General features: G+C 57.8%; 20 protein-coding genes and 1 tRNA gene. 15 read left to right on the forward strand and 6 right to left on the reverse strand.

What is annotated here, in order from left to right; translation table 11 throughout:
• Positions 1-118: 118 nt before the first annotated feature.
• The 6 genes from BLT47_RS02150 (at position 119) to BLT47_RS02175 (ending at position 7,034) form a co-directional block, all read left to right on the forward strand.
• Positions 119-1,072, forward strand: a complete 954-nt coding sequence (locus BLT47_RS02150) for a hypothetical protein (protein WP_074661107.1) — start codon at positions 119-121, stop codon at positions 1,070-1,072.
• 9 nt (positions 1,073-1,081) lie between these two features.
• Positions 1,082-1,723, forward strand: a complete 642-nt coding sequence (locus BLT47_RS02155) for a heme-binding beta-barrel domain-containing protein (protein ID WP_083330004.1) — start codon at positions 1,082-1,084, stop codon at positions 1,721-1,723.
• On the forward strand, positions 1,701-3,473 hold the full coding sequence (locus tag BLT47_RS02160) for a hypothetical protein (protein ID WP_074661110.1): 1,773 nt from the start codon (positions 1,701-1,703) through the stop codon (positions 3,471-3,473). The genes BLT47_RS02155 and BLT47_RS02160 overlap by 23 nt, the downstream gene beginning before the upstream one ends.
• Positions 3,474-3,505: 32 nt before the next feature.
• Positions 3,506-3,859 (forward strand): DUF2516 family protein, encoded by a 354-nt coding sequence (locus tag BLT47_RS02165; RefSeq protein ID WP_143021744.1) that lies wholly within the window; start codon positions 3,506-3,508, stop codon positions 3,857-3,859.
• Positions 3,860-4,321, forward strand: a complete 462-nt coding sequence (dtd, locus tag BLT47_RS02170; protein ID WP_049620290.1) for a D-aminoacyl-tRNA deacylase — start codon at positions 3,860-3,862, stop codon at positions 4,319-4,321.
• 112 nt (positions 4,322-4,433) lie between these two features.
• Positions 4,434-7,034 carry an ATP-dependent Clp protease ATP-binding subunit gene (locus BLT47_RS02175; RefSeq protein ID WP_074661113.1) on the forward strand — a complete coding sequence of 867 codons (2,601 nt, stop codon included), beginning with the start codon at positions 4,434-4,436 and terminating at the stop codon, positions 7,032-7,034.
• A 415-nt stretch (positions 7,035-7,449) separates the two neighbouring features.
• Here the strand turns inward: BLT47_RS02175 and BLT47_RS02180 are convergent, their stop codons facing one another.
• The gene (locus BLT47_RS02180) at positions 7,450-7,788 is read right to left on the reverse strand and encodes a carboxymuconolactone decarboxylase family protein (protein WP_049620292.1); all 339 of its coding nucleotides are present in this window, start codon (positions 7,786-7,788) and stop codon (positions 7,450-7,452) included.
• 188 nt (positions 7,789-7,976) lie between these two features.
• Between BLT47_RS02180 and BLT47_RS02185 the strand changes: the two genes are divergently transcribed.
• Positions 7,977-9,590 carry a SulP family inorganic anion transporter gene (locus BLT47_RS02185; RefSeq protein ID WP_083330005.1) on the forward strand — a complete coding sequence of 538 codons (1,614 nt, stop codon included), beginning with the start codon at positions 7,977-7,979 and terminating at the stop codon, positions 9,588-9,590.
• Here BLT47_RS02185 and BLT47_RS02190 read toward each other — a convergent pair.
• The 3 genes from BLT47_RS02190 to BLT47_RS02200 form a co-directional block, all read right to left on the reverse strand.
• On the reverse strand, positions 9,556-10,212 hold the full coding sequence (locus tag BLT47_RS02190) for a hypothetical protein (RefSeq protein WP_074661116.1): 657 nt from the start codon (positions 10,210-10,212) through the stop codon (positions 9,556-9,558). The genes BLT47_RS02185 and BLT47_RS02190 overlap by 35 nt on opposite strands.
• Positions 10,193-11,053 carry a hypothetical protein gene (locus tag BLT47_RS02195; protein ID WP_074661118.1) on the reverse strand — a complete coding sequence of 287 codons (861 nt, stop codon included), beginning with the start codon at positions 11,051-11,053 and terminating at the stop codon, positions 10,193-10,195. The genes BLT47_RS02190 and BLT47_RS02195 overlap by 20 nt, the downstream gene beginning before the upstream one ends.
• A 508-nt stretch (positions 11,054-11,561) precedes the next feature.
• Positions 11,562-12,467: an ABC transporter ATP-binding protein gene (locus BLT47_RS02200; RefSeq protein ID WP_143021745.1), complete on the reverse strand. Its 906-nt coding sequence runs from the start codon at positions 12,465-12,467 to the stop codon at positions 11,562-11,564.
• A gap of 276 nt (positions 12,468-12,743) precedes the next feature.
• Here BLT47_RS02200 and BLT47_RS02205 point away from each other — a divergent pair, with 276 nt between their 5' ends.
• Entirely contained in the window at positions 12,744-13,166 is a 423-nt protein-coding gene (locus tag BLT47_RS02205) for a YccF domain-containing protein (RefSeq protein ID WP_074661124.1), read from the forward strand.
• A 181-nt stretch (positions 13,167-13,347) separates the two neighbouring features.
• Here the strand turns inward: BLT47_RS02205 and BLT47_RS02210 are convergent, their stop codons facing one another.
• On the reverse strand, positions 13,348-14,190 hold the full coding sequence (locus tag BLT47_RS02210; protein WP_074661188.1) for a DUF1684 domain-containing protein: 843 nt from the start codon (positions 14,188-14,190) through the stop codon (positions 13,348-13,350).
• A gap of 121 nt (positions 14,191-14,311) precedes the next feature.
• Here BLT47_RS02210 and BLT47_RS02215 point away from each other — a divergent pair.
• A tRNA-Arg gene (locus BLT47_RS02215) sits at positions 14,312-14,387 on the forward strand.
• Positions 14,388-14,616: 229 nt separating this feature from the next.
• Here the strand turns inward: BLT47_RS02215 and BLT47_RS02220 are convergent.
• Positions 14,617-15,804 (reverse strand): YeiH family protein, encoded by a 1,188-nt coding sequence (locus BLT47_RS02220; RefSeq protein ID WP_074661127.1) that lies wholly within the window; start codon positions 15,802-15,804, stop codon positions 14,617-14,619.
• Positions 15,805-16,852: 1,048 nt separating this feature from the next.
• Here BLT47_RS02220 and BLT47_RS02225 point away from each other — a divergent pair.
• From BLT47_RS02225 to BLT47_RS02255, 6 genes are all read left to right on the forward strand, one after another.
• Positions 16,853-19,255: a carbon starvation CstA family protein gene (locus BLT47_RS02225; RefSeq protein WP_074661130.1), complete on the forward strand. Its 2,403-nt coding sequence runs from the start codon at positions 16,853-16,855 to the stop codon at positions 19,253-19,255.
• A gap of 141 nt (positions 19,256-19,396) precedes the next feature.
• Positions 19,397-19,633, forward strand: coding sequence for a YbdD/YjiX family protein (locus tag BLT47_RS02230; RefSeq protein ID WP_074661132.1), 237 nt, complete (start codon positions 19,397-19,399; stop codon positions 19,631-19,633).
• Between the two features lie 529 nt (positions 19,634-20,162).
• Positions 20,163-21,362 carry an ABC transporter substrate-binding protein gene (locus BLT47_RS02235; protein ID WP_074661135.1) on the forward strand — a complete coding sequence of 400 codons (1,200 nt, stop codon included), beginning with the start codon at positions 20,163-20,165 and terminating at the stop codon, positions 21,360-21,362.
• A complete protein-coding gene (locus BLT47_RS02240; protein WP_074661138.1) occupies positions 21,355-22,362 on the forward strand; it encodes a FecCD family ABC transporter permease in 1,008 nt (335 codons plus the stop codon). The genes BLT47_RS02235 and BLT47_RS02240 overlap by 8 nt, the downstream gene beginning before the upstream one ends.
• 193 nt (positions 22,363-22,555) lie before the next feature.
• Positions 22,556-23,317: an ABC transporter ATP-binding protein gene (locus BLT47_RS02250; RefSeq protein WP_065415208.1), complete on the forward strand. Its 762-nt coding sequence runs from the start codon at positions 22,556-22,558 to the stop codon at positions 23,315-23,317.
• Positions 23,318-23,906: 589 nt separating this feature from the next.
• Positions 23,907-25,673: a hypothetical protein gene (locus BLT47_RS02255; protein ID WP_074661143.1), complete on the forward strand. Its 1,767-nt coding sequence runs from the start codon at positions 23,907-23,909 to the stop codon at positions 25,671-25,673.
• Positions 25,674-25,760 lie beyond the last annotated feature (87 nt).

A 25,760-nucleotide genomic window follows, 5' to 3' on the forward strand; every position in this document is an offset into this window, starting at 1 on the left:
TGCAACGCGGCCGTACCGCGCAGAGGGGCGATCGTACCGATCCGAGTCGCGCCCGTCGGAACCGCGCTCTTCTGAGTCGCGCTCGTCGGAAACTCCGCAGGTCAGCAAGTCGATTCCGGTGCGAGTCACGTTACTAGCCGATTTCGTGGCACTCCTGGTCTGTGTTGCTTTCACCGCGGTATTTATTTTGACTTCCGGTTTTCCGATCAGTTTCCCACCCACGGGAACGGCGGCCTGGGTAACGGCCGGCCTCGCCTTCCTTTCCGGGGTGCTCGCTGTTTACGCAATCACGGCTCGCGCGAAAATTCCCAATCCGCATCTAGCGCGCGGCCTGGCCTGGGCGATGCTCGCCATAGCCACTATTGCCGGTGCCTTGGGCAAGATTTCGGCCATGCCAGTGCTGGCCGGAATGGGTGTGGTTATTGTGTTTCTCGCCCAGATGGCACGCCCGATGCCGGCCGGTACTTTGGTTTCCCAACTCGCGGTGAGTTACCTGGCGATTGCGGTGGCTATTAGTGCTGGCTTATGGCCGGCAAGCCTGCACCTGGTAGGCGGGGAAATGGCCGGCACGATTATGGCGGAATCCCTGCTGTGCATGGCGGTCGTCCGCATCATTTTGGGGCGCATCGCTTCCTGGTGGCCATATCTGCTCGTAGCCTTTGCGGGCGGGCTCGGTGCCGGCTGGGCCTATAGCACCATCACCGGCGCCACCGCGTGGGCCACGCTCACCGCCGGCCCGGTCTGGCTCGCCATCGTCCCGGCCCTGCTCTACCCGCTCTCCGATTACTACTCCGGGGTGCTAGCCGAAAAGCTCAGCCTTACCTCCCCGCAAACCACGGCCGAAGAAAAAACGGCCGGGGAAGACGGCGTCGTCGCCCCCGCTGTGGAAAACTCGGAAACCACAAAAACCGCGCGTGCGCGTGAGACCTCGCGTGCGCGTGAGAACGAAGCTTCTGAAAACAACGCTACCGGCCGCGCACCCATTGGTTGGCTCACCCAAGCTGGAGTGGAATTAGCCGTGGTCAGCGTGTGTGGATGGCTCGCTTTCGGCATAGCGGCGATTATCGCTTAGTCTAGAACCATGGTGTTCACAATCCCCACAAATCTTGCTCCGGAAACGTACCCGATGGCCTGGCTGGTTGACGACTGGCGCGGCGCGGGCATCCTCGCCTATGAGGGCGTGGAAGCGGCGGCGTTCCTGCACGAACTGCGGATCGATAACGACAATGGCGGCCCGTATTTGCGGGTAGTTTCCGATGTTTGGTTGGCGCAGGAACCGGTTGCGGCTATTGACCAGGAACGGCCTGGCGGCGTGCAATACCGGATGCTCACGAAAGGGCAGCTGTGGTCTTCGCTCGTCGGTTACCTGCGGGTTTCGCCCGAACATGCAGAGGGGAAGAACGGCCAATACATTTTGGAAGGTACGGTTGCGCAACCGACCGGGCACGCGATGACCTTGGCCGGTGCGATCCAAGGGCCGCGGTTCCAATTCGTGGCCGATGCTATTGCTGCCACGCCGACGGCGCAGCGCTACGAAGCGGGGCGGATCACCGGTGGATATGTGGAATCCGAACTTTTCTTCGCCTATGAAATGGCCGCTTTCGGCCAGGAATTACGCGACTATATGTCTGCCCGCTTGCAAAGAGTGGGCGATATCCCCGGGTTTGCGGCAAAAACTGGGGAAGCGGTAGAAACCGAAGATGGTAACGGGACCGAAAAATAACCGGGCAGATACGGGAGCAGGCCCGCACGCGGCAGCAGTGCCAAGCCCTTTGCTGGCACGCGCGGGCGCCGTGGAAGCTACCGCAGACCCGCGCGGGAAGGGCGCCGCGTTTGGCGTGCCCTCGCATTTTGGCAATCCCTACCGCGAACAGCGCATGCTTCTTGCCGGCCGCGCCTTTACTGACTTAGGCCACGTACCCGTGCAAGCGCTCGCGGATACGCCGCTCTCTGCAGTGCCAGCGGAGGCGCCGGCGTTTTCGGCGCCCGATCATTTTTGGCGAGACGTACTCAAGCTCAACAGTGCGGGCCAGATTATTGGCGGGTATGCGCTCGCGGTGGCTGGAGGCCAAGTTTTCCGCATTGAAACAGCACAAATGCGCCGGCTGGGCCAGGGCAGCAAGAAAGTTCGAGCAGCTGAACACCTGCCGGATGTTGAGCCGGCTTTACCAGCCGCGCAAAAACCGGATGCCAAACAGCGGAAAGCCAGCGTGGAATTGCCAGCGCCCGGGAAGGAAACATTAGCCACCGTGGACGGCTCGGCTACCGCGGAAGGTACGGGCAGCGCAAGTTTTTCGCGCCTGCGTTTGCTTGGAGCGCGTAGCACAGGCCCGGCCTGCGAAGCGCTCATGCAGGTGGCGGCCCGTAGCGCGCAGGGCGAACCCTTGCTCTGGCGTGACCCGTGGGAAGGTGCCGAATATGCAGAACGCATTGGCAGTGAACCGAACGAAGCTTGGCAAGCCGTGTATGCGCTGGTTCCCGGTAGCGAACCGCAACTAAGCCAGATTTTCGCCAAATTAGCCGCGGCCGGGGTGAAAGCAGCCGGGCTTACTGCCTGGGAATCGCAACTTGCCGCCACTTTCCGGCCCGCTAGCTATGCCGCCGCAGCGGTAGGCGCCCGGCCCGCCGAAGTGGGTTATGCGCCGCTCAATCCGCCCGCTGCTTCGCCAACTGATCCGCCCGCTGCTTCTCCGGCAGCTTCGCGAGAAGATCCGCCTACAGCTTCGCCCACGCCACCAGCATCGGTGCGCGTTCCCGCCTTGCTCTATCTGGAAGGCCCCGACCTGGCCGATCTGCCCACTCCCGGAGATGTTTTGTTCATTTCCGAAGCGTCCGGCGTCGGCCCCGAAAGTTCGCCGGAAACCCACCCCGAAACTTCGCCGGAAACCTACCCGGAAACTGCTCCGGAAAATAATCCGGAAACTGGCCCAGCATTTCGCGCGGAACCCGGCCCGGAATCTTGCCCGGGGCCTCACCCGGAACCTCGCCCGGAACCCGGCCCGGAGAAAAGTACTGCACCTCGCACAGTAGTGCGGGCGTGCGGAGAAGTGGTGTTGGCGGCGCGCGATTATGAGGAGGGGCCGCTCGCCCTTGCTTTGCTGGACCGCGCCTCGCTTGCCGCCACGCGCACGACGCCGGTGCTGGTTGCGCCCCACGCCACCGAAACCATCGCCACCGAAACCAACGTCACCGAAGCCAGTGCCACCGAAGCCAGTGCCACCGAAACCGCGGAATTGGAGGAAACCACTTCCGCCACCAAAACCGCGGAATTAGTACCGCCTGCCGAAATGGCACAAACCGCGGAATTGGTGCCGGGCGGCGAAGAAACACAAACCGCGGAATTAGCCGCACTGGCGGGGCAGGCACAGTTTTCGGCCTGGGCGGAACCGGTGGTCTGGGCACGCCCTCTGCCCTGGTTGCTAAGCTGGCAGAGCAGGAAAACGGGCGCGGAAGATTCGAGCTCGCGCAAGTAAACCCGGCGACGGTAAACGGTAAAGGGAGTCACGTGACAGGCACGGTAGCGACCATAATCATGATCCACCACATCTACGGTTTGACGGTGGGCGTTTTACTCACCGCTTTCGTGGCCTGGGCACTCCTTTCGTGCTTGCGGCAAAGCTCCCACAAATTCACCTTTGCCCGTAAATCCAAAGAATTTTGGACGCCGGTTTTAGTGCTCGCGCTCCTGGTAGTGGTCATCCAGTATTTGGTGGGATGGCGGTTGCCGATGGGCGGGCTACTCACCTGCGTTTCCCTGTACGCGGCCCTTTATTATTTGGGGCCGGAAAGGCAAAGAATGGGTATTGGCCGCGCCGGCGAAGATTGGGGCCGGCGCGATTCTTGGCGAGGAGGATGGTAAATGCGTGCGGTGATCCAGCGCGTCAAACGTGCTTCGGTAACGGTAGATAACGAGGTCGTGGGGGAGATCGGGCCCGGATTGTGCGTCCTGGTTGGGGTTACCCAAGACGACGACGCCGCCCGCGCCGCCACGGTGGCAAGAAAAATTGCGCAGCTCAAGCTGTTGCGAGCCGCAGATGGTACGGATGATGAAAAACACCGACTTTCGGCCCAGGAAGCAGAAGCGCCGGTGCTCGTCGTCTCCCAGTTCACGCTGTACGCGGATGTGCGTAAAGGCCGCAAACCTTCGTGGTCGCGGGCCGCGCGCGGTGATATTGCCGAACCGCTATATGAAGAAGTGGTGCGAGAATTACGCGAAACCTACGGTCTGCAGGTAGCCACTGGCACTTTCGGAGCGGAAATGGATGTGGAACTCGTAAATGACGGACCGCTCACTATCTTGGTGGAGATTCCTGCCGCGTAAACCGCGCAAGCTCGGCGATATGATAATGAATAAAACGCCGCTGGCGAACAGGGGAGGGGAAGTTCCGCGCAGGTCGTTACCCTCTTAGATAGTTTCAAACCAAGGGAGTGTTATGTTCGAAAGGTTCACGGACCGCGCCCGGCGGGTCATCGTGCTCGCGCAGGAAGAGGCGCGTAACCTCAAGCACAACTACCTGGGGACCGAACACATCCTGCTGGGCCTGATCCGCGAAGGTGAAGGTGTAGCGGCGAAGGCGCTCGAGGCTCTGGGGGTCACGCTAGAAGGTGTGCGTTCGGAGGTAGTGGAGATTATCGGGGAAGGCCAGGAGCAACCCTCCGGGCATATTCCTTTTACTCCGCGCGCCAAAAAGGTCATCGAGTACGCGATGCGTGAAGGCCTGCAGCTAGGCCACTCCTACATCGGTACCGAACACCTTTTGCTCGGCCTTACCCGCGAACCAGATGGGGTAGCCGCCCAGGTATTGCAGAAGATGGGCGCCGATATGCCCACCGTGCGCAACCAGGTCAACCAGCTGATTTCCGGTTTCCAAGGGAAGGAAGCGGTAGGCGTGGGCGGCGGGCGCCGCGAAGGCCACCGAGCTGGATCCACGGTTCTTGACCAGTACGGCCGCAATCTCACGCAAGCGGCACGCGATCACAAGCTAGATCCGGTAATTGGCCGGCACACGGAAACCGAGCGGGTTATGCAAGTGCTTTCCCGCCGGACCAAAAACAATCCGGTGCTAATCGGGGAACCCGGCGTTGGTAAAACCGCCGTGGTAGAAGGTTTGGCGCAACTCATCGCCGCCGATAATGTGCCGGAAACGCTGAAGGAAAAGCAGCTTTATTCTCTCGATATGGGTTCTTTGGTAGCCGGTTCGCGCTACCGGGGTGATTTCGAAGAAAGAATGAAGAAAATCCTCAAGGAGATCAATACTCGCGGGGACATCATTCTTTTCATTGACGAAATCCACACCCTGGTGGGTGCCGGTGCGGCGGAAGGTGCCCTGGATGCGGCGTCGTTACTCAAGCCGATGCTGGCGCGCGGGGAAATCCAGGTGATTGGTGCTACCACCCTGGACGAATACCGTAAGTACATTGAAAAGGATGCCGCTCTGGAACGGCGTTTCCAGCCGATTCAGGTGGAACAGCCCACGGTGGAACAGACCGTGGAAATCCTCAAGGGTTTGCGCGACCGTTACGAATCCTTCCACCGGATAACTATTACCGACGACGCTTTGGAAGCCGCCGCATCCCTATCGGATCGCTATATTAACGACCGCTTCCTGCCCGATAAGGCGATTGACCTGATCGATGAGGCCGGGGCCCGCTTGGCGATCCGGAAGATGACGGCACCGCCAGAACTGCGTGAACTGGACGAAAAGATTGCCGGTACGCGCCGCGAAAAGGAAGCCGCGATTGACGGCCAAGATTTCGAACGGGCGGCGAGCCTGCGCGATCAAGAACAGAGCCTTACCGCCCAGCGCGAAGAGCAAGAAAACGCGTGGAAGAGCGGAGATATGGACGTGGTATCCGTGGTGGATGAGGATCTCATCACCGAGGTGCTCTCTATGTCTACCGGGATTCCGGTGTTCAAGCTTTCCGAAGCCGAATCGGAGAAGCTGCTGCGCATGGAAGACGAATTGCACAAGCGTGTTATTGGCCAAAACGAGGCCGTAACCGCTATTTCGCAGGCAATTCGGCGCCAGCGGGCAGGCTTGAAGGATCCGAACCGGCCGGGTGGTTCCTTCATCTTTGCCGGCCCTACCGGCGTGGGGAAGACGGAACTGGCCAAGGCGCTTGCCGAATTCCTGTTCGGGGACGAATCGGCACTCATCACTTTGGACATGTCTGAATATTCGGAGAAGCACACGGTCTCGCGGCTGTTTGGTGCCCCTCCGGGATATGTGGGTTATGAGGAAGGTGGCCAGCTGACGGAAGCGGTACGCCGCAAGCCCTTCTCCGTGGTGCTGTTCGACGAAATCGAAAAGGCCCACCCGGATCTGTTCAACTCTTTGCTCCAGATTTTGGAAGAAGGCCGCTTGACGGATTCGCAGGGCCGCGTGGTCGATTTCAAGAATACGATCATCATTATGACCACGAACTTGGGAACGAAGGATATTGCCAAGGGCGTGCAGACGGGCTTCCAGTTCGATCAAGACGTCACCAGTTCCTATGAGCGGATGAAGACCAAGGTGGCGGAAGAGCTAAAGGAACACTTCCGCCCCGAGTTCCTCAACCGCGTGGATGACGTGATCGTATTCCCGCAGCTCAACCGGGAAGAGATCTTGCAGATCGTGGATCTGATGATCGCGAAGCTAGATGGGCGTTTGCGCGAACAAAGCCTTTCGCTGGCGCTCACCCAGGACGCGAAGGAACTTTTGGCAGACCGCGGCTACGATCCGGTGCTGGGCGCACGCCCCTTGCGGCGGGCCATCCAGCGCGATATTGAAGACGTGCTCTCCGAAAAGCTCCTCTACGGCGAGTTCAAGGACAACCAGGTGATCGTGGTGGGTGTGAACAAGGAAGACATTCCGATGAGCTTCACCTTCACCGGCCAGGATCCGGATGCTCCGCTACCGGAAGGCGCACAAACTTTCGGTGAACCGGAAGAAATGGAATCCTTGGCACCGGCCCAAAATACGAGCCATCTGATTCCGCCGGCCGGCCGGCCCTCCGGGCCCGCCTCCGGCGGCCTGCAAGCCGCGAACTAAAACTCAGGCGAGGGCCCCGGCTACCGGCCTAACCGGTTGGCCGGGAGGCCCGAGCCGTGAACTAGAACGCGCATCGCCTACGAGCCGCGAACTAAAACTCGCGCGGCCGTAGGCTAGGTGCAGGGCTAATGTCTAGGCGCAAGGCTAATAGGCTAGATTTAAATATGAGTGCGGGGAACGAACTAAGAGGAAGGCAGTTCGTTCCCCGCACTCTTGCGTTTAAGGCAAGCCCCGCGTGCAGCGCGAGCTTGCGCGGTAAATAATCAATCAGCGGTAAATTTTCGGGGGTTTAGTCACCCGGCGTTTTGTTACCCGGCAGCTTAGGTACCAAAGTTTAGGTACCAAGTGGTGGGTTACTCGACGGTCCAGTTGCCTGGCAGTTAGTTACTCGAAGGTTTAGTTGCCTGACGGTGAGTTACTCAGCGGTGAGTTCGTCGAAAGCAGCGAGTGCCTTGGCGCCGTATACCGTGCCCGGGCCGCCGTTCATGAGCAGGCACACCTTGATCATCGCAACGAGCTCTTCGCGGGTTCCGCCTGCCTTAGCCAAAGCGTCCACGTGCGCGATAATGCAGCCTTCGCACTTCGTGCTGATCGCAATAGCCAAAGCGATGAGTTCCTTCGTCTTGACGTCGAGCGCATCTTCCTTCATGTTCAAGTCATGCATATGCATGAAGGCTTTAAGATCTTCCGGGGCGGCCTTGAACAGTTCCGCAGTTTCCTTCTTATTGGCCTTCGCCTTTTCCTTGTAGCTCACGGTTTATCCTCTCTGATAGTAGTTCGAGCCGTCTCCTCAAATATACGCGAGAAGACGCGCGGAAAATCCCGCCCAGAGAAGAAAAACCGAGCAATAAAATCAATACCCAGCAACGCTATTGAAGCACATTTGAAAAATGCCGAACTAAATGCTATGATGGGTACAGTTTTTAGTCTTGAAGGAGTTCTTTGAAGCTTCGTAAGCATCTGCTTTCACTGCTGCCCAACATTACTGATATTCGCGAAATTCGCCAGCACTGGAAAACCGATATTCTTGCCGGAATCACCACCGGAATTGTGGCCCTCCCGCTCGCCTTAGCCTTTGGGGTGGCCTCGGGAGTAGGCGCGGCCGCCGGCCTAATTACGGCGATTGTGGCCGGAATCGTAGGCGCCATTTTTGGTGGTTCCCGGTTCCAAGTTTCGGGCCCCACCGGAGCCATGGTCGTTATTTTGGCTCCGCTGGTTGCCGCCTATGGAATCGGCGTCGTACCTTTGCTCTCGCTAATGGCCGGGGTACTGCTCATTGTGGGCGCGGTTTTGGGCTTGGGCCAGGTGGTCTCGCTGATTCCTTGGCCGGTGATTGAGGGGTTCACGCTCGGGATCGCCTTCATCTTGATTTTCCAGCAAATTCCGAATGCTTTGGGCGTGGAAGTACAAGCCGGGGGCAATACGCTGCTGGCCGGGTTCGCCGCAATACGCGAAGCTTCGTATCCGCAGGCGTTCCTGCCGTTGGCGGTGGCGCTAATAACCGCGCTGCTCATTTACTTCCTGGACAAGATTTCGCCGCAGTTCCCCGGTTCGCTGGTAGCACTGGCAATTGTGACCGCGGTGGCGGTGGTGGCGAAACTACCCGTGCCCACGATCGGGGAAATACCGAACTCTTTGCCCGCTCCACATCTACCTCCAATCTCGGCCGAGGTAGTAACGGCGCTCCTCCCGGGCGCGATTTCAGTGGCCTTGCTAGCCGGAATTGAATCCCTGCTTTCGGCGCGCGTAGCGGCCGGCATGGTACCGGGCGGAACCTATAATCCAGACCGAGAGCTTTTGGGTCAGGGGGCCGCGAACTGCGCCGTCGGCCTCTTCGGTGGTATGCCCGCAACCGGAGCAATCGTTCGCACCGCAGTGAACGTGCGAGCCGAGGGCCGTTCCCGGCTTTCCCCGGTAATACACTCCCTGGTGCTTGTGGGAGTGGTGTATGGAGCCGCCCAGATCGTAAGCGTGATCCCGCTTTCCGCTTTGGCAGGCGTACTGTTTGTGACGGCCGGGAGGATGATCCCGGTACATTCGATCCGCCAAATTTCGCGTTCCACCCGTACCGACATTCTGGTTTTCGTGCTCACCGCGCTAATCACAGTGGTATTTGACCTCATTTGGGCGATCCTCATCGGCGTTACCATCGCAACTATCTCGATCATGCGCGGTTTAGCGCGGCAATCCGGGGTGCGCAAGGAATACCCCACTAAGAATCCGCGGATTCGTACTTTGCGGATCGATGGCGCCATGTTCTTTGGCGTGGCAGATCGCATAGAGGAAGAAATTATCCGGCTAGACGACGTATGGGTGGTAATCTTGCGGCTCTCCCATGTGGGAGTAATGGATGCAACGGGCGCGAAAACGCTGGCGGATATCGTCACCACTTTGCGGGAAGCTGATAATCACGTGCTCGTGGTGGGGTTACGTACCGCCCACGAAGAGCTCACCGAATCCATGGGGCTTACTGCCGCGGCCGGCGGAAAGGAAAACTTCTTCGATAATATCGACGACGCCGTTACCGCCGCTGAGAAATTCTGCTCCGCAAAGTGACTTTTCGATACAGCAACCCCGCCAGTAAAAGCACTGCCCCCACAAGAGTGTAAATTTGCCACGAATCAACCTGTGACATCACCACATTCCAGACGGAAGTTTCTTCCGGCGGGAAAAAGAAGCCACTACCTAAGGCAATAAGAGACGGAATCACCCAGGTATACTTCTTTCCGCCTATGGCGGCAGAGATGATTGCCAGCCCCCACCAGAATGCAAATAGGCGAGGCAAAGCTAGCGGATTCGGCTCGTGCATATATGCCCCTAATCCCAGGCCAATTCCCAAAACCATGAGGAGAGAAATCGCAGCGTGGGTATCGGTTACCCGCCGCCGCGGAAGCGGATGGTATGCCGCTTCGAAGCCGGGAAATACGGTAGTGACGGCAACCACGGGGATACCCACAGTTAGCAACCGAGCCAAGGGGGTAACTCCACCTGCCACCCAGGAGTGAACGGTCACGCGTTCGCCAAGCAGGATAATCGCGAGGCAGATGGTGGGAATGACTATCAGGGCCGCAGGAATACCGTGGGCACGGATATACGCGTGCGTCAAGGCCCGCGGCAAGGCACCAGGCCGATTATTCTCGAAATGCGAGTAAGTTTGATTAGGCTCCGGATCTGTCATAGATTTCTCCCGCCCAAGCTTGCTGCTCTGCCAATGGTAGTTTTATGACCTGCTTGACCTCGTTGAGTAAAACCGAAGGCGCATAAACTATCGATTCGATACCGCTATCGTCCAAGATTCCCGGTGATGCTTGGTGGAGTAGCCACAAGGTGAAAAGAGTGGTGTTATCGAACATTTCTGCGCTCAAATCAGCGTTCGCGGCTTCGGTGTTGCTCACTTCCGCGTTGCCGGTAGCGACGCCATCGTGTTCCGCCGGAGTATCAGGCACAAAGAGGTGATTGGAAAGTGCCAGGACGTACGCCGTTGGGAGGGTAACTTGATCCGTGCCCATGCGTACCGAAAGGTTGAGACTGTAGGAAGCATTCGCCGTACCGTCAAGCGCAAAGTCCTGAAAACTTGCGGGCAGAGGGACTGTAGGAGGAAGAGCATCAAGTACTCGTTCTTGGATGGCCACCAGTTCGGGTAGTAACCGGCCGTGTTCTTTCCAAACGCATATCTGCGGAGGTGTGCGGCTGGCGCCAGCCTCCGATTCTGGGGTCGTGGGCGGGGAAGGGGAAGTGCAAACCACGAGACTAGCGGCCGGGCGCCGCAGTTCTGCTTGTGGCAACAATGCCGCCGTCACAATTACTATTCCCGCAAGCGAAAACGCGACGAAAGCTTGACCGTAACCGCGGGTTATCGAGCTTAAAATATTGGGGTGTTGGGCGCGGGCGGAAGGCCCAGCGATGAGAAGCGCGCAAAGGCAAGCCACACCCGCGAATAATGCCAGCGCCCCAGTTTTGACATAAGGCACAAGTTCATACGGTTCCTCGAAGGCAAACTGGGTCGCGAAAACACCCATGCCGAGGGTCAAACAAAAAGAGACAATTGCGCACACCGCTAGAGATAATTCAGAACGGCCAAGTAATTGCGCCACACATACGCCGCAAACGGCTACCGCTAGGTAGCAAACGCTGGGACTCCAGGAAAAAACTCCCCGTGCGAAAAACGTATTTGAGGGCGAGGAAATATGAGCGAATAAGGCGATAAGAAGGAGTGTTCCCGCGCTGGCAAGTATGGAAGCTACCGCGGGGAGAAGAAGACGAAGATTTTCTACGAAAACGGTTCGGCGGCGCAACGGCACCCACGAAAACAGACGCGTTTGCGTCTCGTACTTTACTTCGACCCCCTGGAGCGCGGCAACAAGCGGCGAAAACAGGAGGAATGGGAAAAGTGCCCCGGACGAAACCGCCGTACTTGATATATTCCAGCGGTTTCGCATAAGTATCGCAATGAGCACGACGATGAATAACAATACGGGCGTTGCGTAAACCAGAAGGTGACGGCGGTACCACAAGGGAGAACGAGTCTTAGGAGGTTTCATGAGGAGCCTCGCTTTCTCGGGGTGTGCTACCTACCGATTCCGCAAGGCTGGTTCCGGGAATTGCCGAAGCCGCAGGGGTGGGAGAGTGATCTTGACTTGCTGACTGGGCAGTTCCCACTCCAGTTATTGTTTCCGCAGGGTGGGAATGCCGAACAAGATGTAGGAAGCCGCTTTCCGCAAGGGATGTGCCGGCCGAGCGGTGAGCGGTGGCCAAGGCCTCCAGCTGTGCTACGTTGCCGTCGAAGATAATACTGCCCGCATCAAGTACGAGTACCCGGTCTGCTACGCGTACTACGTCTTCGAGTAGATGCGTAGAAAGTATGGTGAGCGGCGCGAGATGTTGGGAAATGAGGGTGCGGATAGCAACGCGCTGCTCGGGGTCCAGGCCGGCAGTCGGCTCATCTAGTATCAACACCTGGGGAGTGCCGATAATGGCACTGGCCAGGCCGCATCTGCGTACCTGCCCGCCGGAAAGACTGCCCATCCGATGGTGGTGAATATTCGCTATATCTAGCGAATCGAGCACTTCGCCAATCTGGGCGGATATTTTCCGCAAAGGCACTCCGCGCATCCAGGCGATGTAGGTAATGAATTCCACCACGGTTAGTTTTGGATTGAAAGTAACTTCTTGGGGGAGGAAGCTTATATCTGCGAGCTTGCCCGCGCGGATTTGCGCGGAGAGTTGCTGGCCATTAATCGTCACTTGACCGCTAAATGCTGGCAGGATACCCACGAGGGTTTTGAGGAGTGTAGTTTTTCCGGCCCCATTTACTCCGAGGAGTGCGACTACGCCGTCGCGAAGGGAAAAAGATAGATCGGTGAAAATCGGCGGGGATTTTCCGTACCGCTGGGTGAGTGCAGATGCTTGCAGTTCCATATTGTTCTCAGTCACCTCTATGAAGGTGTGGCCCGTCGGTGAACGAAGGGCCACACCTCCTCCTTTATGTTGAAACGATCAATAGCTACCCAACCTGACGCACGTTGCCGGAGGCAATCCCCCAGGTGCAAGCGTTTCGAGAGATCTGCGAGCTCCTGGAGCTCTTTTTAGGTAAACCCGCGCGAGTCGTTTTCATTATATCGACGTGTGGGATGGGTCACAAGGGGTGCGGGTGGGGTGGGGGACCAGATTCTGGAATAGGGATGCCGCGTTGTGGAGTAGGGTGAAAACATGCGTCCGATATTGAACATTATTTGGCTTTTCTGTGGGGGTATTTGGCTGGCCCTTGCTTATGCACTGCTCGGCATTTTTTCCTGCGTTTTTATTATTACGATCCCAGCGGGAGTGGCCTGCTTCCGCATTGCCGGATATGTGCTGTGGCCGTTCGGGCGCACCGTGGTAGAAAAGCCGGGCGCGGGAGCTGGCTCTTGCCTGATGAACGTGGTGTGGTTCTGCGTGGCCGGCCTGTGGTTAACACTCGTACACTTCGTTACTGCCTTGGCACAGGCGGTCACCATTATTGGCATTCCCCTCGCGGTAGCAAATATTAAGCTCATCCCGGTTACTTGCTTCCCCTTCGGCAAGTATGTGATCAGCACGCGGGCTGCCGGCCCGCGTTATCCCTCCCCATATCCGCACGGCTATTACCGCTAGTGCGTGCCTGTATTGCTAGGGCATGCCTATACCGCTAGTGCACGGCTATAACCGTTGATGCATAGCTACTGCCGTTACAGGCCTACCGGCCAGTAGAAGTGCTAGCAGTAGCAGTGCTAGCAGGCCGAAACGATTATTTGCTACCGAATTTTTGCCATTGTTGCGAACGCAGGCCGCGCAGTTAGCGCGCCGCTTTTTCACCGGCGCGAATCGCCACTTGCAGATGATTGCCAGCCGGTGGGGCTGGGCAGGTAGCAAAATCACTGAAGGCCATCGGGAAGTTCAAAGCGCGGTTGAAATCAATCTTCACCTCGCCAGTGCGCGTGGTCGCAAATTGTGCCGCTGAGTCCTTCTTCGGCAGGCCCGGCCCGGGGAAGGAAACAAAACGCCAAGCATCAGTTTCCTGGCCGGAAGTAGCATCCGAAAACACGGCCGTGAGCACGCCATCAGGGTCGCCTTGTACCGCCAGGCGGTGAGCGGCGGCGTCGTACCGGAAAGTGACTTCCCCTACCAGGTGTGCGGTGCCACGCAAACCTTCCCGCGCGGTACTAATTTCTACTTCGCGCGGGGCGGGGAAAGCGGTGAAGCGGGCGGTAACTACGGCGTTCGGGTCGTAGGCGAATACCGGGACGCCCGCAAAGCCGGTGCGGGTGGGAGCGTGCGGATCGCGGATGCGGACCATGTAACGCCCGCCGCGCATCCCCACTTCGGCGATGCGGTCTTGCCAGTGGAGAGTGAGGTCGGAATCATCTTCGGCGGTCACGATGCTTGCCTCTGCCACCACGACGCCGCCGCGGCGCACCCCCTCTGCGGGATCGAACTGGGCGAGCACGTGACCATCAACCTCGTGGAAAGTCCCGGGAAAACCGCTGACCGTGCGCGGGTGGGAGTTTAGCCACGTGAAGGAAATGAGGGAGAGCCAGCCGTGCGGGGCCGCCAGTTCCTGTTCGCGGCGCTGATGCCAGGCCTGCCACTTAGTAATTGCCTCTGTATCCTGCGGAATGTGTGAACCAGTATTCTCCATGCTCACATTGTAGTTGTGACATGCCGCCCATTCATCTCTTCCGATTTGGGGGAAAGTAGAATCCGGGTTATACTCGTATGCGTCCAAAAAACGAGAACTACTCAGTTCTGTTCTTGGTGCTGCGCCCGTAGCTCAGTGGATAGAGCGTCTGACTACGGATCAGAAGGCCGGGGGTTCGAATCCCTTCGGGCGCGCCAAACTCCTCCTCGGATGATTTTTCCCGGCGGGGAGTTTTTATTTTCCATCGGGGAGATATTTATTTACCGGGAGGAACGAGTATTCACCGGGAAACGAGTATTTACCGGGAACCGGGAACTCGTTTGTGTGCTAACCGTGAGCCGGAGCGAGGGTGCTCAGGAGCGGCGAAGGTAAGGAACGCCGGCGGTAACAAGGAGCGACGGCGGTAAACCGTAACTCAGCTACGCGCTATGCCAGTAGGCTTACTCCCAAAGTGGCGAGGCCGATAATAAAAGCAGTGGCAAGCGCGGCCAACACAACCGGGCGTAGCCCCACTTTGATAATGCTCCGGAAATGCACTCCCATTCCCAGTGCGAACATCGCGGCAGACATCAAAACTGTTTGCACCGGCTTGATTACGTCCAGCACCGCCATTGGAATCAGACCGGTGCTCCGCACTGCCACGCAGATAATAAAGCCGAGCACGAAGGCCGGAATTAGCGGCGGCAAAGCGGCCCGCGTACCCGCATCGGCGGCGCCCGGCGTATTTGCGTTTTCGCTCGCCTCGGCGCTTTGCCCGGTTCTCGCACCCGCTTGGCTGCTATTGTTGCCGCCGGGCAGGCTCGTGTTACCGCCGGTCAGGCTTGCAGCCGCTGCACGGGCTTGCCGCCGGTTTTGCCGCTGTTCCTGGCGCACCAGCCACCGGCGCCAACCGGAAAGGCCGATCATCACCGGGGCGAGCATGAGCACGCGAGCAAGTTTCACGGTAACGGCCACGCTCAAGGTTTGCGCGCCAATAATGCCGCCGGCCGCCACCACTTGCGCCACTTCGTGGGTGGAAAGCCCAATTAGCATGCCACTCGCGGTTTCATCAAAGCCCAAAGCGTGCACCAACAACGGCATGAGCGGAATCATGAGGGTGCCAAAAAGCACCACTAGGGCCAGAGCGGTAGCAGTATCGTCCTCATCGGCGTCGGACACCGCCATAGCGCCGGCCACCGCAGCCGCCCCGCAAATCGAAAAACCGGAAGCAATCAGCAACACTAGCGGCACGGCGAGCCGCAAGGCGCGCCCCACTAGCACCGTGAACAGGAAAGTGCCGGCCACGCACAAGACGGCAAGCAAGAAAGCACCGCCGCCAATCGCCGCAATATCGGAAAAAGCGAGCTGCAGACCCAAAAGCACAATGCCGAGCCGCAATACCTGCTTGCCTGCGATCGCAATCCCGGGTTGCAGGCGCGGCCCGGGGCGGCGAATATTGCACCAAATAATGCCCGCGAGGATCGCCACGAGCATCCCCGAAAGCGTGGGCACCAGATGATTGATCCAAGTGGCCACCACACCAACCAGCAAACTCAAAACTAGGCCGGGTAACGCCGCAGAATAGCGCGCCAAGGCGGGGCTTGTGCTCTCGGGGGTGTGGCTGCTTTCGCGCAAGTCTCGCCTTCCTATTATTGGGTGTGCATTTGCATTTCTGGGTGAGTACGACGCCGCCTGCCGGTGCCTAAGCCCTGCGGTATCTAAGCGCTGCCGGTGCCAAGCCCTGCCGGTGCCTAAGCGCTGCCGGTCCCAAACCCTGCGGTGCCTAAGTTCCTTGCTACGGCAGGGGCGTTCCTAACTACAATAGCGGATTCGGCGAGTGGGCCGAGGTGCCCGTGCCGGCAGGGCTGTTATCTGTGCTGGCGGGGCTGCTATCTGTGCCGGTAGGGCTGCTATCTGTGCCGGCAGGGCCGCTACCTGCGGTAATAATCACGCGCCTACTTGAAATCTTGTGTAGCTTGTTTATCGCGCGTTGTCTAGTGTATTTTTGGGACGTACTGAAAGTGTGCGCGGTCACCTGCTCGTTTAGGTGCTGGGTGCACTTCCGGTGCCATTGCGCCGTCGTCGTACCTACAACTTGGCGAACTCTGGATACCGCGAAGGTAACCCGTGGTTTCCGGTAGCGGGCCGCAGGTACCGGCAGGCTCTCGCGGGTCATGGGAGCCTGCCCGGCGGTTCAGTAATTTACCTTCGACTTGTGTTTGCTCACCACTTATCGTTACTCTGTGGCTAAGTAAGGGGAGGCGAACCTGAGCGCGTGGCGGGGTGCGGTGCTACGCGGTGCAGGAAAGATGCGCGGCAAGGTGCCGTGCGGGGTGCTGGGCGATCGCGCTCCGGCAACCGTACTCCGGCAACCGCGCAGCTCACAGCCACGTGTAGCCGTACGCGGCCGCAGCCGTACGCAACGGTAACCGCAGCCGTACGCAGCCGGAGCCGTAACCGTACCGCGCGCCGCGCGCAATAAAACAAAATAATGCAAATCAACCGCACCGGTGCAAGCACGGCAAGGTTTAGGTCTAAGCAAAGCTTTCGGCCCAAACGGAGGTCCCGGCCGAAACAGAGGCTTCGGCCTGAGCCGAAACAGTTGCGCCGGCGCGGTCACGGCACGGAACGAGAACGAAAGTCTCGTATTCTGGCCAGTCGATCAGTGCTGATCGGAGGATATATGTCATCCACTACGGTTCCGCAATATACCGCGGAAGAAGAAAAGCTCATCATACGTAATAAAGAGGGCGTTCCCGTGGGGATCAAACCCCACAACAAGTGGACGCCCGCCAAAATCATCCTTTGGGTGATTATTGCTCTGCTCGGCGGAATTGGGTGGACCATGCTCGCGATTGTGCGCGGGGAAGAGGTCAATACGATTTGGTTCGTTATCACCTCGGTCTGCACTTACGCCATTGGCTACCGTTACTACGCGCTCTATATTCAACGCAAAATCATGCGGCCCAATGACGCAAACGCCACCCCGGCAGAACGCGTGAACAATGGCCGCGATTTCGACCCCACCCACCGCGTGGTGCTATACGGCCACCACTTTGCGGCCATCGCGGGAGCCGGGCCGCTGGTAGGCCCCGTACTCGCTGCGCAGATGGGCTACCTGCCCGGCACATTGTGGATCATTTTCGGGGTGCTGGTAGCCGGCGCGGTACAAGACATGCTGGTACTCTTCTTCTCCATGCGCCGCGGCGGCCATTCGCTTGGCAAAATGGCCCAAACCGAAATCGGAAAGATCGGCGGGGCCGTCGCTACCGTCATGATCCTGGTAATGCTCATGATCGTGCTGGCCGTGCTTGCTATGATCTGCGTGAATGCGCTCGCGGAATCTTCCTGGGGCGTTTTCTCGGTAGGGATGACGATTCCGATCGCTATTGTGATGGGTCTGTTCTTGCGGTACGTAGCGCCGGGGCGGGTAACGGAAGTGTCAATAGCCGGTGCGGTGGCGCTCGTAGTTGCGATTATCGCGGGGCGTTACGTTTCTCTATCCCCGCTGGGCGAATTCTTCAAGCTTTCGCCTACCACCCTCGTGGTAATCATGGTGATTTACGGGTTCTTCGCCGCGATTTTGCCGGTGTGGTTGCTCCTCACCCCGCGCGATTACCTCTCTACGTTTATGAAGGTGGGCACGATCGTGTTGCTCGCGGTGGGGATCATCGTGGTGCGCCCGGTGGTACAGATGCCGGCAGTTACCGAATTTGCGAGCAATACGGAAGGCCCGGTATTTGCCGGTACGCTCTTCCCCTTCCTGTTTATTACGATCGCCTGCGGAGCGCTTTCGGGTATGCATGCCACGGTTTCTTCCGGTACTTCCCCGAAGATGATCCAGAAGGAATCCCAAGTGCGGCTGATCGGCTACGGCGGTATGCTCATGGAATCCTTCGTGGCGATTATGGCGCTTGCCGCCGCGGTATCGCTCAACCAGGGCATCTACTTCAGCATGAATACTTCCGCGGGCACGGTAGATAAACTCGCCGGGGAAACCGTGCTCACGCAAACCACCGACCGGGAAGATATCACCGCGGCCGCCGTCAAAAACCTCAACGTTTCCAACACTAAGGGTGAACCTATTGATATCGAATGGGAAACCTGGGATGCCGAAGGTAATGAGGTCACCTTGACCGACGGCGCGGCGCTCAAGGCCGTGGCTTCCGATATGGGTGAAGCTCACGTGGTTTCCCGTACCGGTGGGGCGCCCACCCTCGCCGTCTCCATGGCGCATATCCTGCACAAAATTGGGGGCGGGAAAGCAATGATGGGCTTCTGGTACCACTTTGCCATCATGTTTGAGGCCTTGTTTATTCTTTCCGCGGTCGACGCCGTTACCCGCGTGGCACGTTTCCAGGTTTCCGAAGCGCTGGGCGCGGTGTTCCCCAAGTTCAAAGACCCCGACTGGAAGGTAGGGGCGTGGATCGCCACCGCTCTCGTGGTGGGAGCCTGGGGGTCCTTGCTCCTCATGGGGGTCACGGACCCGCGCGGCGGGATCCAAACTTTGTATCCGCTATTCGGTATAGCCAACCAGTTGATAGCCGCGATCGCTCTAACTATTTGTACGGTTGTGGTGGTGAATAAGGGGTATGTGAAACACCTGTGGATCCCGTTGGTGCCATTGGTGTTCGACGTCGCCGTAACCTTTACCGCTTCCTTCCAAAAGATTTTCTCCACCGATCCGGCGGTGGGCTACTTCCAACAGTGGCGCAATGCGCGCGAAACGCTGAGTGGACTCACCGATCCGGCACGCATTGCCGATACCGAAGCGGTTATTCGCAATACCTTCATCCAGGGAAGCATGTCTGTTTTGTTCGTGGTCACCGTAACCTGGATTATCGTGTGTGCGGCCATGCGGATTATTTCTTCGATCCGCCAGCAGCGCTTCGTGAGTTCGGAAGAACCTTTCCAAGAATCGAACTTCTTTGCTCCCACCCACTTGGTAGCCACCAAGCTGGAAAAGAAACTGGCCGCCGAATACGCCGTGGTAGGCGATCCGGATCTGATTCCGGGCGTGAAGCATGGCGGCACCGGGCATAGTCACGCCGCGGCGGCGGAAACCCCCGCGAAAGAAAAACCTTAGCGCCTGGTATGTAGGCCAGCTCGGCATATAGGTCAAGCTGGTATATATGCCAAGCTGGCAACAATGCGCCCGGTGCGGAGCTTTAGTAACCGTGCCGGCTCGGTAAAGCGACAATGGAGTGAGGAAGGCGAGGTAGGGATAATGGCGGAGCGAAGTGCAGATAGGGCTGGGTACCTAAAAGCCGCGTGGCGCCGGCTGCGTGCCCAGTTGGCATATGCCGGCCAGCTCTGGCGGGCCTTTACCGGGGAAGCGGCCTATGACCGCTACGTGGAAAGGCACCAGCGCCACCATCCGGACTGCCCGCCCCTGACGGCCAAAGAGTTTTGGCGGCAACGGGCCGAATGGAACGAGCACAATGTGCAAAGCGGCTGCTGCTGAAAGTTGGTGCTGGCTCCGGCGAATCTTGCTAGCTCTCCAGAGTGAGCGGCACCGGTTCTCCAGAGCAAGAGGCGCCGGTTCTCCAGAGTGAGCGGCACCGGCAGTATTGGCAGCACTAGCCCAAGCGGGGCTGGGAGGTGAAGACTCGCCTCCCAGCCCCGCTTGTTGTTTATCTCTGTTGCCTGCGAGGAGCAGGCGGCCCGCACGACCAAGCGGCCCGCCACCGCGCCGGCCCACGCGAACTGGGCGGCCCACGCGAACCAGGCAGTTCGCGCGAACCGGGCAGCTCGCGCGACCAAGTGGCCCGCCACCGCGCCGGCCCACGCGAACCGATTTTCTAACCAGAGTTGAGGATTTTGACAACAGGGAGGAAAAGTGGAACACTTGTCAGACCCCATCAATCAATTGACTGATTGAGTCTAAGTGCGTTGAGCGGCTTCAGTGAAGCTGGCTGCGCCTAGGTAATCAGCGCCGCGCGGCGGCATTCCAGCGCGGCGGCATACTAATAGAAATAGAAAGGACGAGCTTTATGCGCGCATTAGCTAAAAAGTTTCTCACGGCCTGCGTAGCAGGGGCACTGTTGCTCGTATCTTCCGGGTGTGGAGGAAGTAGTTCTTCTTCGGCACCCACGGGGAAGGCGGGAGAGACGGCGTCGGCACCTGCAAACGGGCAAACGGGAGAGCAAGGTGGCCCGATTGAGATTACGGACGTTACCGGAAATAAAGTAAAGCTGGAAAAACCGCTGGAGAAAGCGCTAATTCAGTATTCCGGATCGGGTGGGCCGATTTTGACCATGGCCGCGCTCGACCGTGATAATTACACCTCGAAGATTGCCGCGATGGATGACGGTTTGGAAAAGAACCGGAAAGACCTGTGGGATCTGCTAGTGGCTGCCAACCCGGAACTGCAAGATATTCCGAAGATTGGCGATGTTGGCAAGGATGAGGTTTCCGCCGAAGAGCTGCTTACTATGGGCGTGGACGGCATTATTGTGCCCGTGCGGCTGAAAGCCAAGATGGATCCGCTGGCGCAAAAGGCCGGCCTGCCGGTGCTATATATTGATTACCACGGCCAGAAACTAGATACTCACCTCGAATCTACGGAAATTATTGCCAAGGCTACCGGGCTCACTAAGAATCTGGACGCCGTCAACGGTTTTTACCAGGATGTGGTGGGCGGAATTGAAAGCCGCGCCGCCGGCCTGGACCGCAGTATTTCTACCTATCTGGAAATCGGTTTCGGTGGGCCCGAAGAGTACGGCAATACCTACGGTTCGGAAATGATGTGGGGTGCCATCCTGGAAGCCGTGGGCGCGAAGAATATTGCCACCGATTTCTTGAAACCCGATGAAGCTACTCCTATCACGCCTGAACAGGTGCTGGTAAGCAATCCAGATCGCATTATTATTGCCGGCTCCACCTGGGAGGACCAGCCGACGTCGGTGAAAATTGGCTTCTCGGTGAGCAAGGAAGAAGCCATTGCCTCCCTGGCTCCCTACCAGGACAGGGAAGGTTGGGATAAGTTGACGGCCATCCAAAATGGGGAGCTGTACGCGATCGGCCACCCGCTCACGCGGGACATGCTCGATTTCTACTCCTACGCGGTGCTGGCTAAACTCTTCCACCCGCAAGAATTTACGGACCTGGATCCAGACGCGCTGATGCAAGAATACTTCGAACGCTTCATGCCGATCGATTTCCAGGGAACCTGGTTCGTTAAGTATGAGTAAGCGTATTGCACGCACGAAAGGAGCGTCGCGGTTTGCGTGGGTAGTGGCCGCGGCGCTCCTAGTGCTGGTTTGCGCGGCGGTGGATCTTTTGGTGGGCCCGGCCGATATCAAACTTTCCAACCTCGCCGTTATTTTCGACCCCACTTCCCTCGAACATATCGCCTTCTTCCGCATGCGTATGCCGCAAACTCTTATGGCAATAGGTGTGGGCCTGAGCCTGGGGTTAGCTGGCGCGGTAATGCAGACGATCCTCAATAATCCCCTCGCCAGCCCCTTCACCCTCGGCGTTTCCTCCGCGGCTAGTTTCGGGGCAGCCGTGGTATTTGTGCTCGCCTTACCGATCGCTTACGTGACCGGCGGCGCGCTTGTCATGGCACTACTGGCGGTGTTAGTCATTTTCGGCGTGGGTAATTATTTGCGGATGAGTAATTCCGCGCTCGTGCTAGCTGGCATTGCCCTGAATTTCTTTTTCGACGCTTTGCTTTCGCTCATCCAATACCGCGCTTCCGAAGATACTCTCTCCTACATCGTATTTTGGACCATGGGTAGCCTCAGCCGCGGTTCCTACGGTCAGGCCTGGGCGCTTCTAGCGGTGTGCGGCGTTGCCTTCCTCATTATCCTGAAAAACTCGTGGAACCTTACTGCCCTGAAATTTGGGGAGGAACGGGCGCAAGCCTTAGGGGTGCCGGTGGCGCGCGTGAAAATCCTCTGCCTGATACTGGTTTCGATCGTCACTGCGGTAGCGGTGAGTTTCTGCGGAAAAATCGGTTTCATCGGACTTGCCGCCCCGCACCTGGCGCGCCGTTTCGTTTCCGAAGACCAACGTTTTTACGTAACCGCTTCCGCGCTTATGGGAGCGATTATCCTCCTGGTTTCCTCCATTCTTTCGAAGCTGGTGGTGCCCGGTGTGGTGGTTCCGATCGGCATTATTAGTTCCCTGATCGGTATTCCCTTCCTCGTGTATGCGCTGCTTAGCCAACGACGCCGGAGGCTGTCCTAATGCCAACAGGCAGGGCATTTACACGGGCGATGCAGCGGCCAAGGGCTGCGAATATGCAGGGGAGTGGTGGCGGCTGGGGTCGCGAACCTGGGGTGGTGGCTATGGGCTGTAATTATGCGGGTGCAATAGCGGTGGCCGGGGGCTGTAAATATGCGGGTGGAATGGCGGCTGGGGGCTGCGAAAGGCAAGAGAAATGATTCGGGTAAAGGATTTTTCGTTTAGTTACGGCACGGTACCGGTTTTAGCGGGCGTGAACTTGCAGGCACAGCCGGGGCAGATCACCGCGCTCATGGGTGTGAACGGGGCGGGGAAGACCACGCTGATACGGGCAATTCACAACCCTCGCTGGCGGCCGCGCGGGGCTACTGCCGCCGGCGAGATCAGTACCGAAGGCGTGGTTTCTTATCTCAATCAGCACGCAGAAGGAAATCTTCCTTTTACCGTTTTTGAAACGGTGCTCATCGGGAAAGTGGCGGAACTAGGCCTGCGCACCACTCCGGAAGACGAAGCAGATGTATATCGCGTCTTAGATCTTTTGGGCTTGCGCGAAATCGCGACGCGCCCCCTCAATGAATTATCGGGCGGGCAAAGGCAAAAGGTTTTTATCGCCCAGGCATTGGCAAAACAGCCGAATATATTGCTGTTAGACGAGCCGACTTCCGCCTTGGACATTGAAAACCAGTACCGGATTATGCACCAGATCAAAGAGCTCACGATTAGCCACGAGTTGGCTACTCTGGTGAGTCTGCACCAAATCGACCTTATCGAAAGGTTTGCGGACCACGTAGTGGTATTGAGCGAAGGCAAAGTGTATGCCCAAGGAACCCCGGCGCAGGTATTTACCGCAGAAATGTTTGCCGAGGTATATCACGTGCAAGCCACGCTGGTAGAACAAGACAACCGGATCCTATTCGGATTCGATATTCCGCACGGCGTTCCAGAAAGCTCCCGCTAGCGGTACTTGATGATATAGCCGGGATGCCCATTGGCGGCACAGGCTGCTAGTAATAGCTCCAGTAACGCTTGACGGCTAGGCATCCGGGCGTTTCCCTGTGTGGGACTTCATTACCAAAGCTCCCCAAATGCGTGCCGTAGCACATAAAAATCTTGAAGTGTTGTTTAAATGTACCTGAGTGCGTTCGCCGGAAGTGAACGCGAAAACGTGCCACATTGCAAAATTGAAATTTCCGGTTTTGTAAACATGCAGCTCATGTGGCTAGTTAACGCCTAGCCGTGCGCTGCAAGTTTAGTGCACAAATATTGAAATGTAGAGGGAAAGTGAGCGGCAATCTGGAAGTTTCGACTATCGTCTTGAGGGTGCGAACTAAAGGGAAAACTTAGGTCCTGGGACTTTCTTCCTACTCCACGGCGCTGGTTTGTAGCGCGCAAAGAAGGAAGTTTTGGAAACTGGTGAAACTTCCCGCAGATTGTAAGTAAGTGATGTGGGCACGCCGGAGGGTGCGTCTGCATTACGTGAAATTGGCATTGCGTACCTCGTCCGAACTTGGTTCGGCACACAAACGCATCCGCTGGGGAGGCGGCTTATGTACTTGGGGTCCAGAAAGAAGAATGCACCGATCGCCGTAACGGCGTGGCTGTGCGTCCTCGTCCTCGTAATGTCCATGTTTGGCGCTGCGCCTGCGGCATGGGCACAGCCGCAAAGCACCGGCGGCAGCAAGCCGGGATTTGTTACCGCGCAAAACGCCCCGGCGGAAGGCAATGGCGGATCGTACGTGGTGGGCTCCGAGCAAGATCCGTGGCCGAACCTGCAAGGAGATAATCCTTTCGCCGGAATTACTGAAGCCGGCTGTGAGCAGGCCAAGATCGCGGTCATGTTCGACTTTGCTGGTACCTACACCTGGGAAACCATGGGCGGGGTTTTCAGTGACAGTTCTTTTATTGGTACTTGGGGTTACCACATTCCTGATAAGGAAATTCGCGATTCCTTGTGGGGATCCGATAAATACGATGTAAACAAAAGCGAGCGGGAAAATATTGATAATTGGGGAACCTGGTACAACGGTAAGCCGTATGTTCGGCGCATGGACCAGGCTCAGCAACTTGAGGATGCTATCTCCAAGCTAAAAGGAAGCCCTACCGAGGTGGGGATATATACCTTCTCGCAGTTTGAGGACCGTGGTGGTAGTGGCTACGTACTCTCCGATGGGACGATCGTTGGTGGGCACGCCACTGGAAATACTCCAGATCTGCCAGCAACGTCACTCGCAACTGAAGATGGCTACGAACGAGTTGTTGAGAAGATCCGTTCTTTAGATGCTACTAACCCGAAGTGGCCAGGGCAGCGGCGCGAATTGGAGTCAAGCTCGGATTGGATGTGGGCTTTCAAGAAGATGGCCCAGCACGTTGAAAAATACGGGTACACCGATATTTTCCTGGTTTCTGTAGGGAGAAGTAAGCAATCGGCAGAGCAGGTTAATCCCTATGTGCAACAGATTGTCAGATCGGGTACTAAGATCCATGTTCTGGAAATGGGGCCGGCCGCACAGCATCGTGCGGACATGTTCTCGGACCTGTACTATAACGATCCCAATACCGGTAAGGCATGCTCGGTAACTAACCGGTGGGGCGAAGTGCCAGTGCCCGGCCAGATTTCTTTAAACACCAGACTTAACCGCAGTATTCCCGCCTGTAGAGAAAAGCGCATCAGTTTCACCGAGATTAGACACCCGGACGGCGGCTATGACATCGGTGGGTACTACGACCAGCGGATTTCGCGGCAGGAACAAAACGACGTCCGTGATGGCAAATTCTCCGATGAGATTAACATGGCCTTCTACCGCAAACAGTGCATGACGCTTACCAGCCAGGTTATGGATGGAGAAAAGCGGTACATGGGGCCGCGCGCTGGCGCAGGAATCACCGCTACTTACAAAAATAATAAGACGGGGCGGGCCGAAACTCACGCTCTAACCACAAATGAGCATGGAGCCGCGCAATTGGACCCGGGTGATAACGTAACCCTGCTCGGCGTCACGCAAACCGATCCGCATGATCCGCAGCGGGATTATGCCTCCACGCCGTACACTCAAGATCAACCTCTGCGATGTATTGGGTATGCCGTTGGTAAGCAACCAGAGCCGGTGCACCCCTCTGCCTTGCAACGCGCGCCTATGCCCGATGGGCAATACGGCCTCAATGTAGAGCAGGGTCGGGCGCCGATAACTATAGGAGCGCAAGATACCTCGGGGGCTTCGGGGCGTGACTATTCGTACGTAGTATGCGGCTTCTACAGCCGACCTATGCAAGACGTGACCTATACCAAGGTGAGTAATGTTGATCCCTGGACCTGACCCCCTGTTGGTGGACATAGGCTAGCCCCGGCGTTCAGCCGGAGAAAGGTAGTCTTCTACCATGTCCCGTAAAACATATTCCGCGCA

Origin of the sequence: Actinobaculum suis, from assembly GCF_900102025.1 — a bacterium.
Taxonomy (GTDB): Bacteria; Actinomycetota; Actinomycetes; order Actinomycetales; family Actinomycetaceae; genus Actinobaculum; species Actinobaculum suis.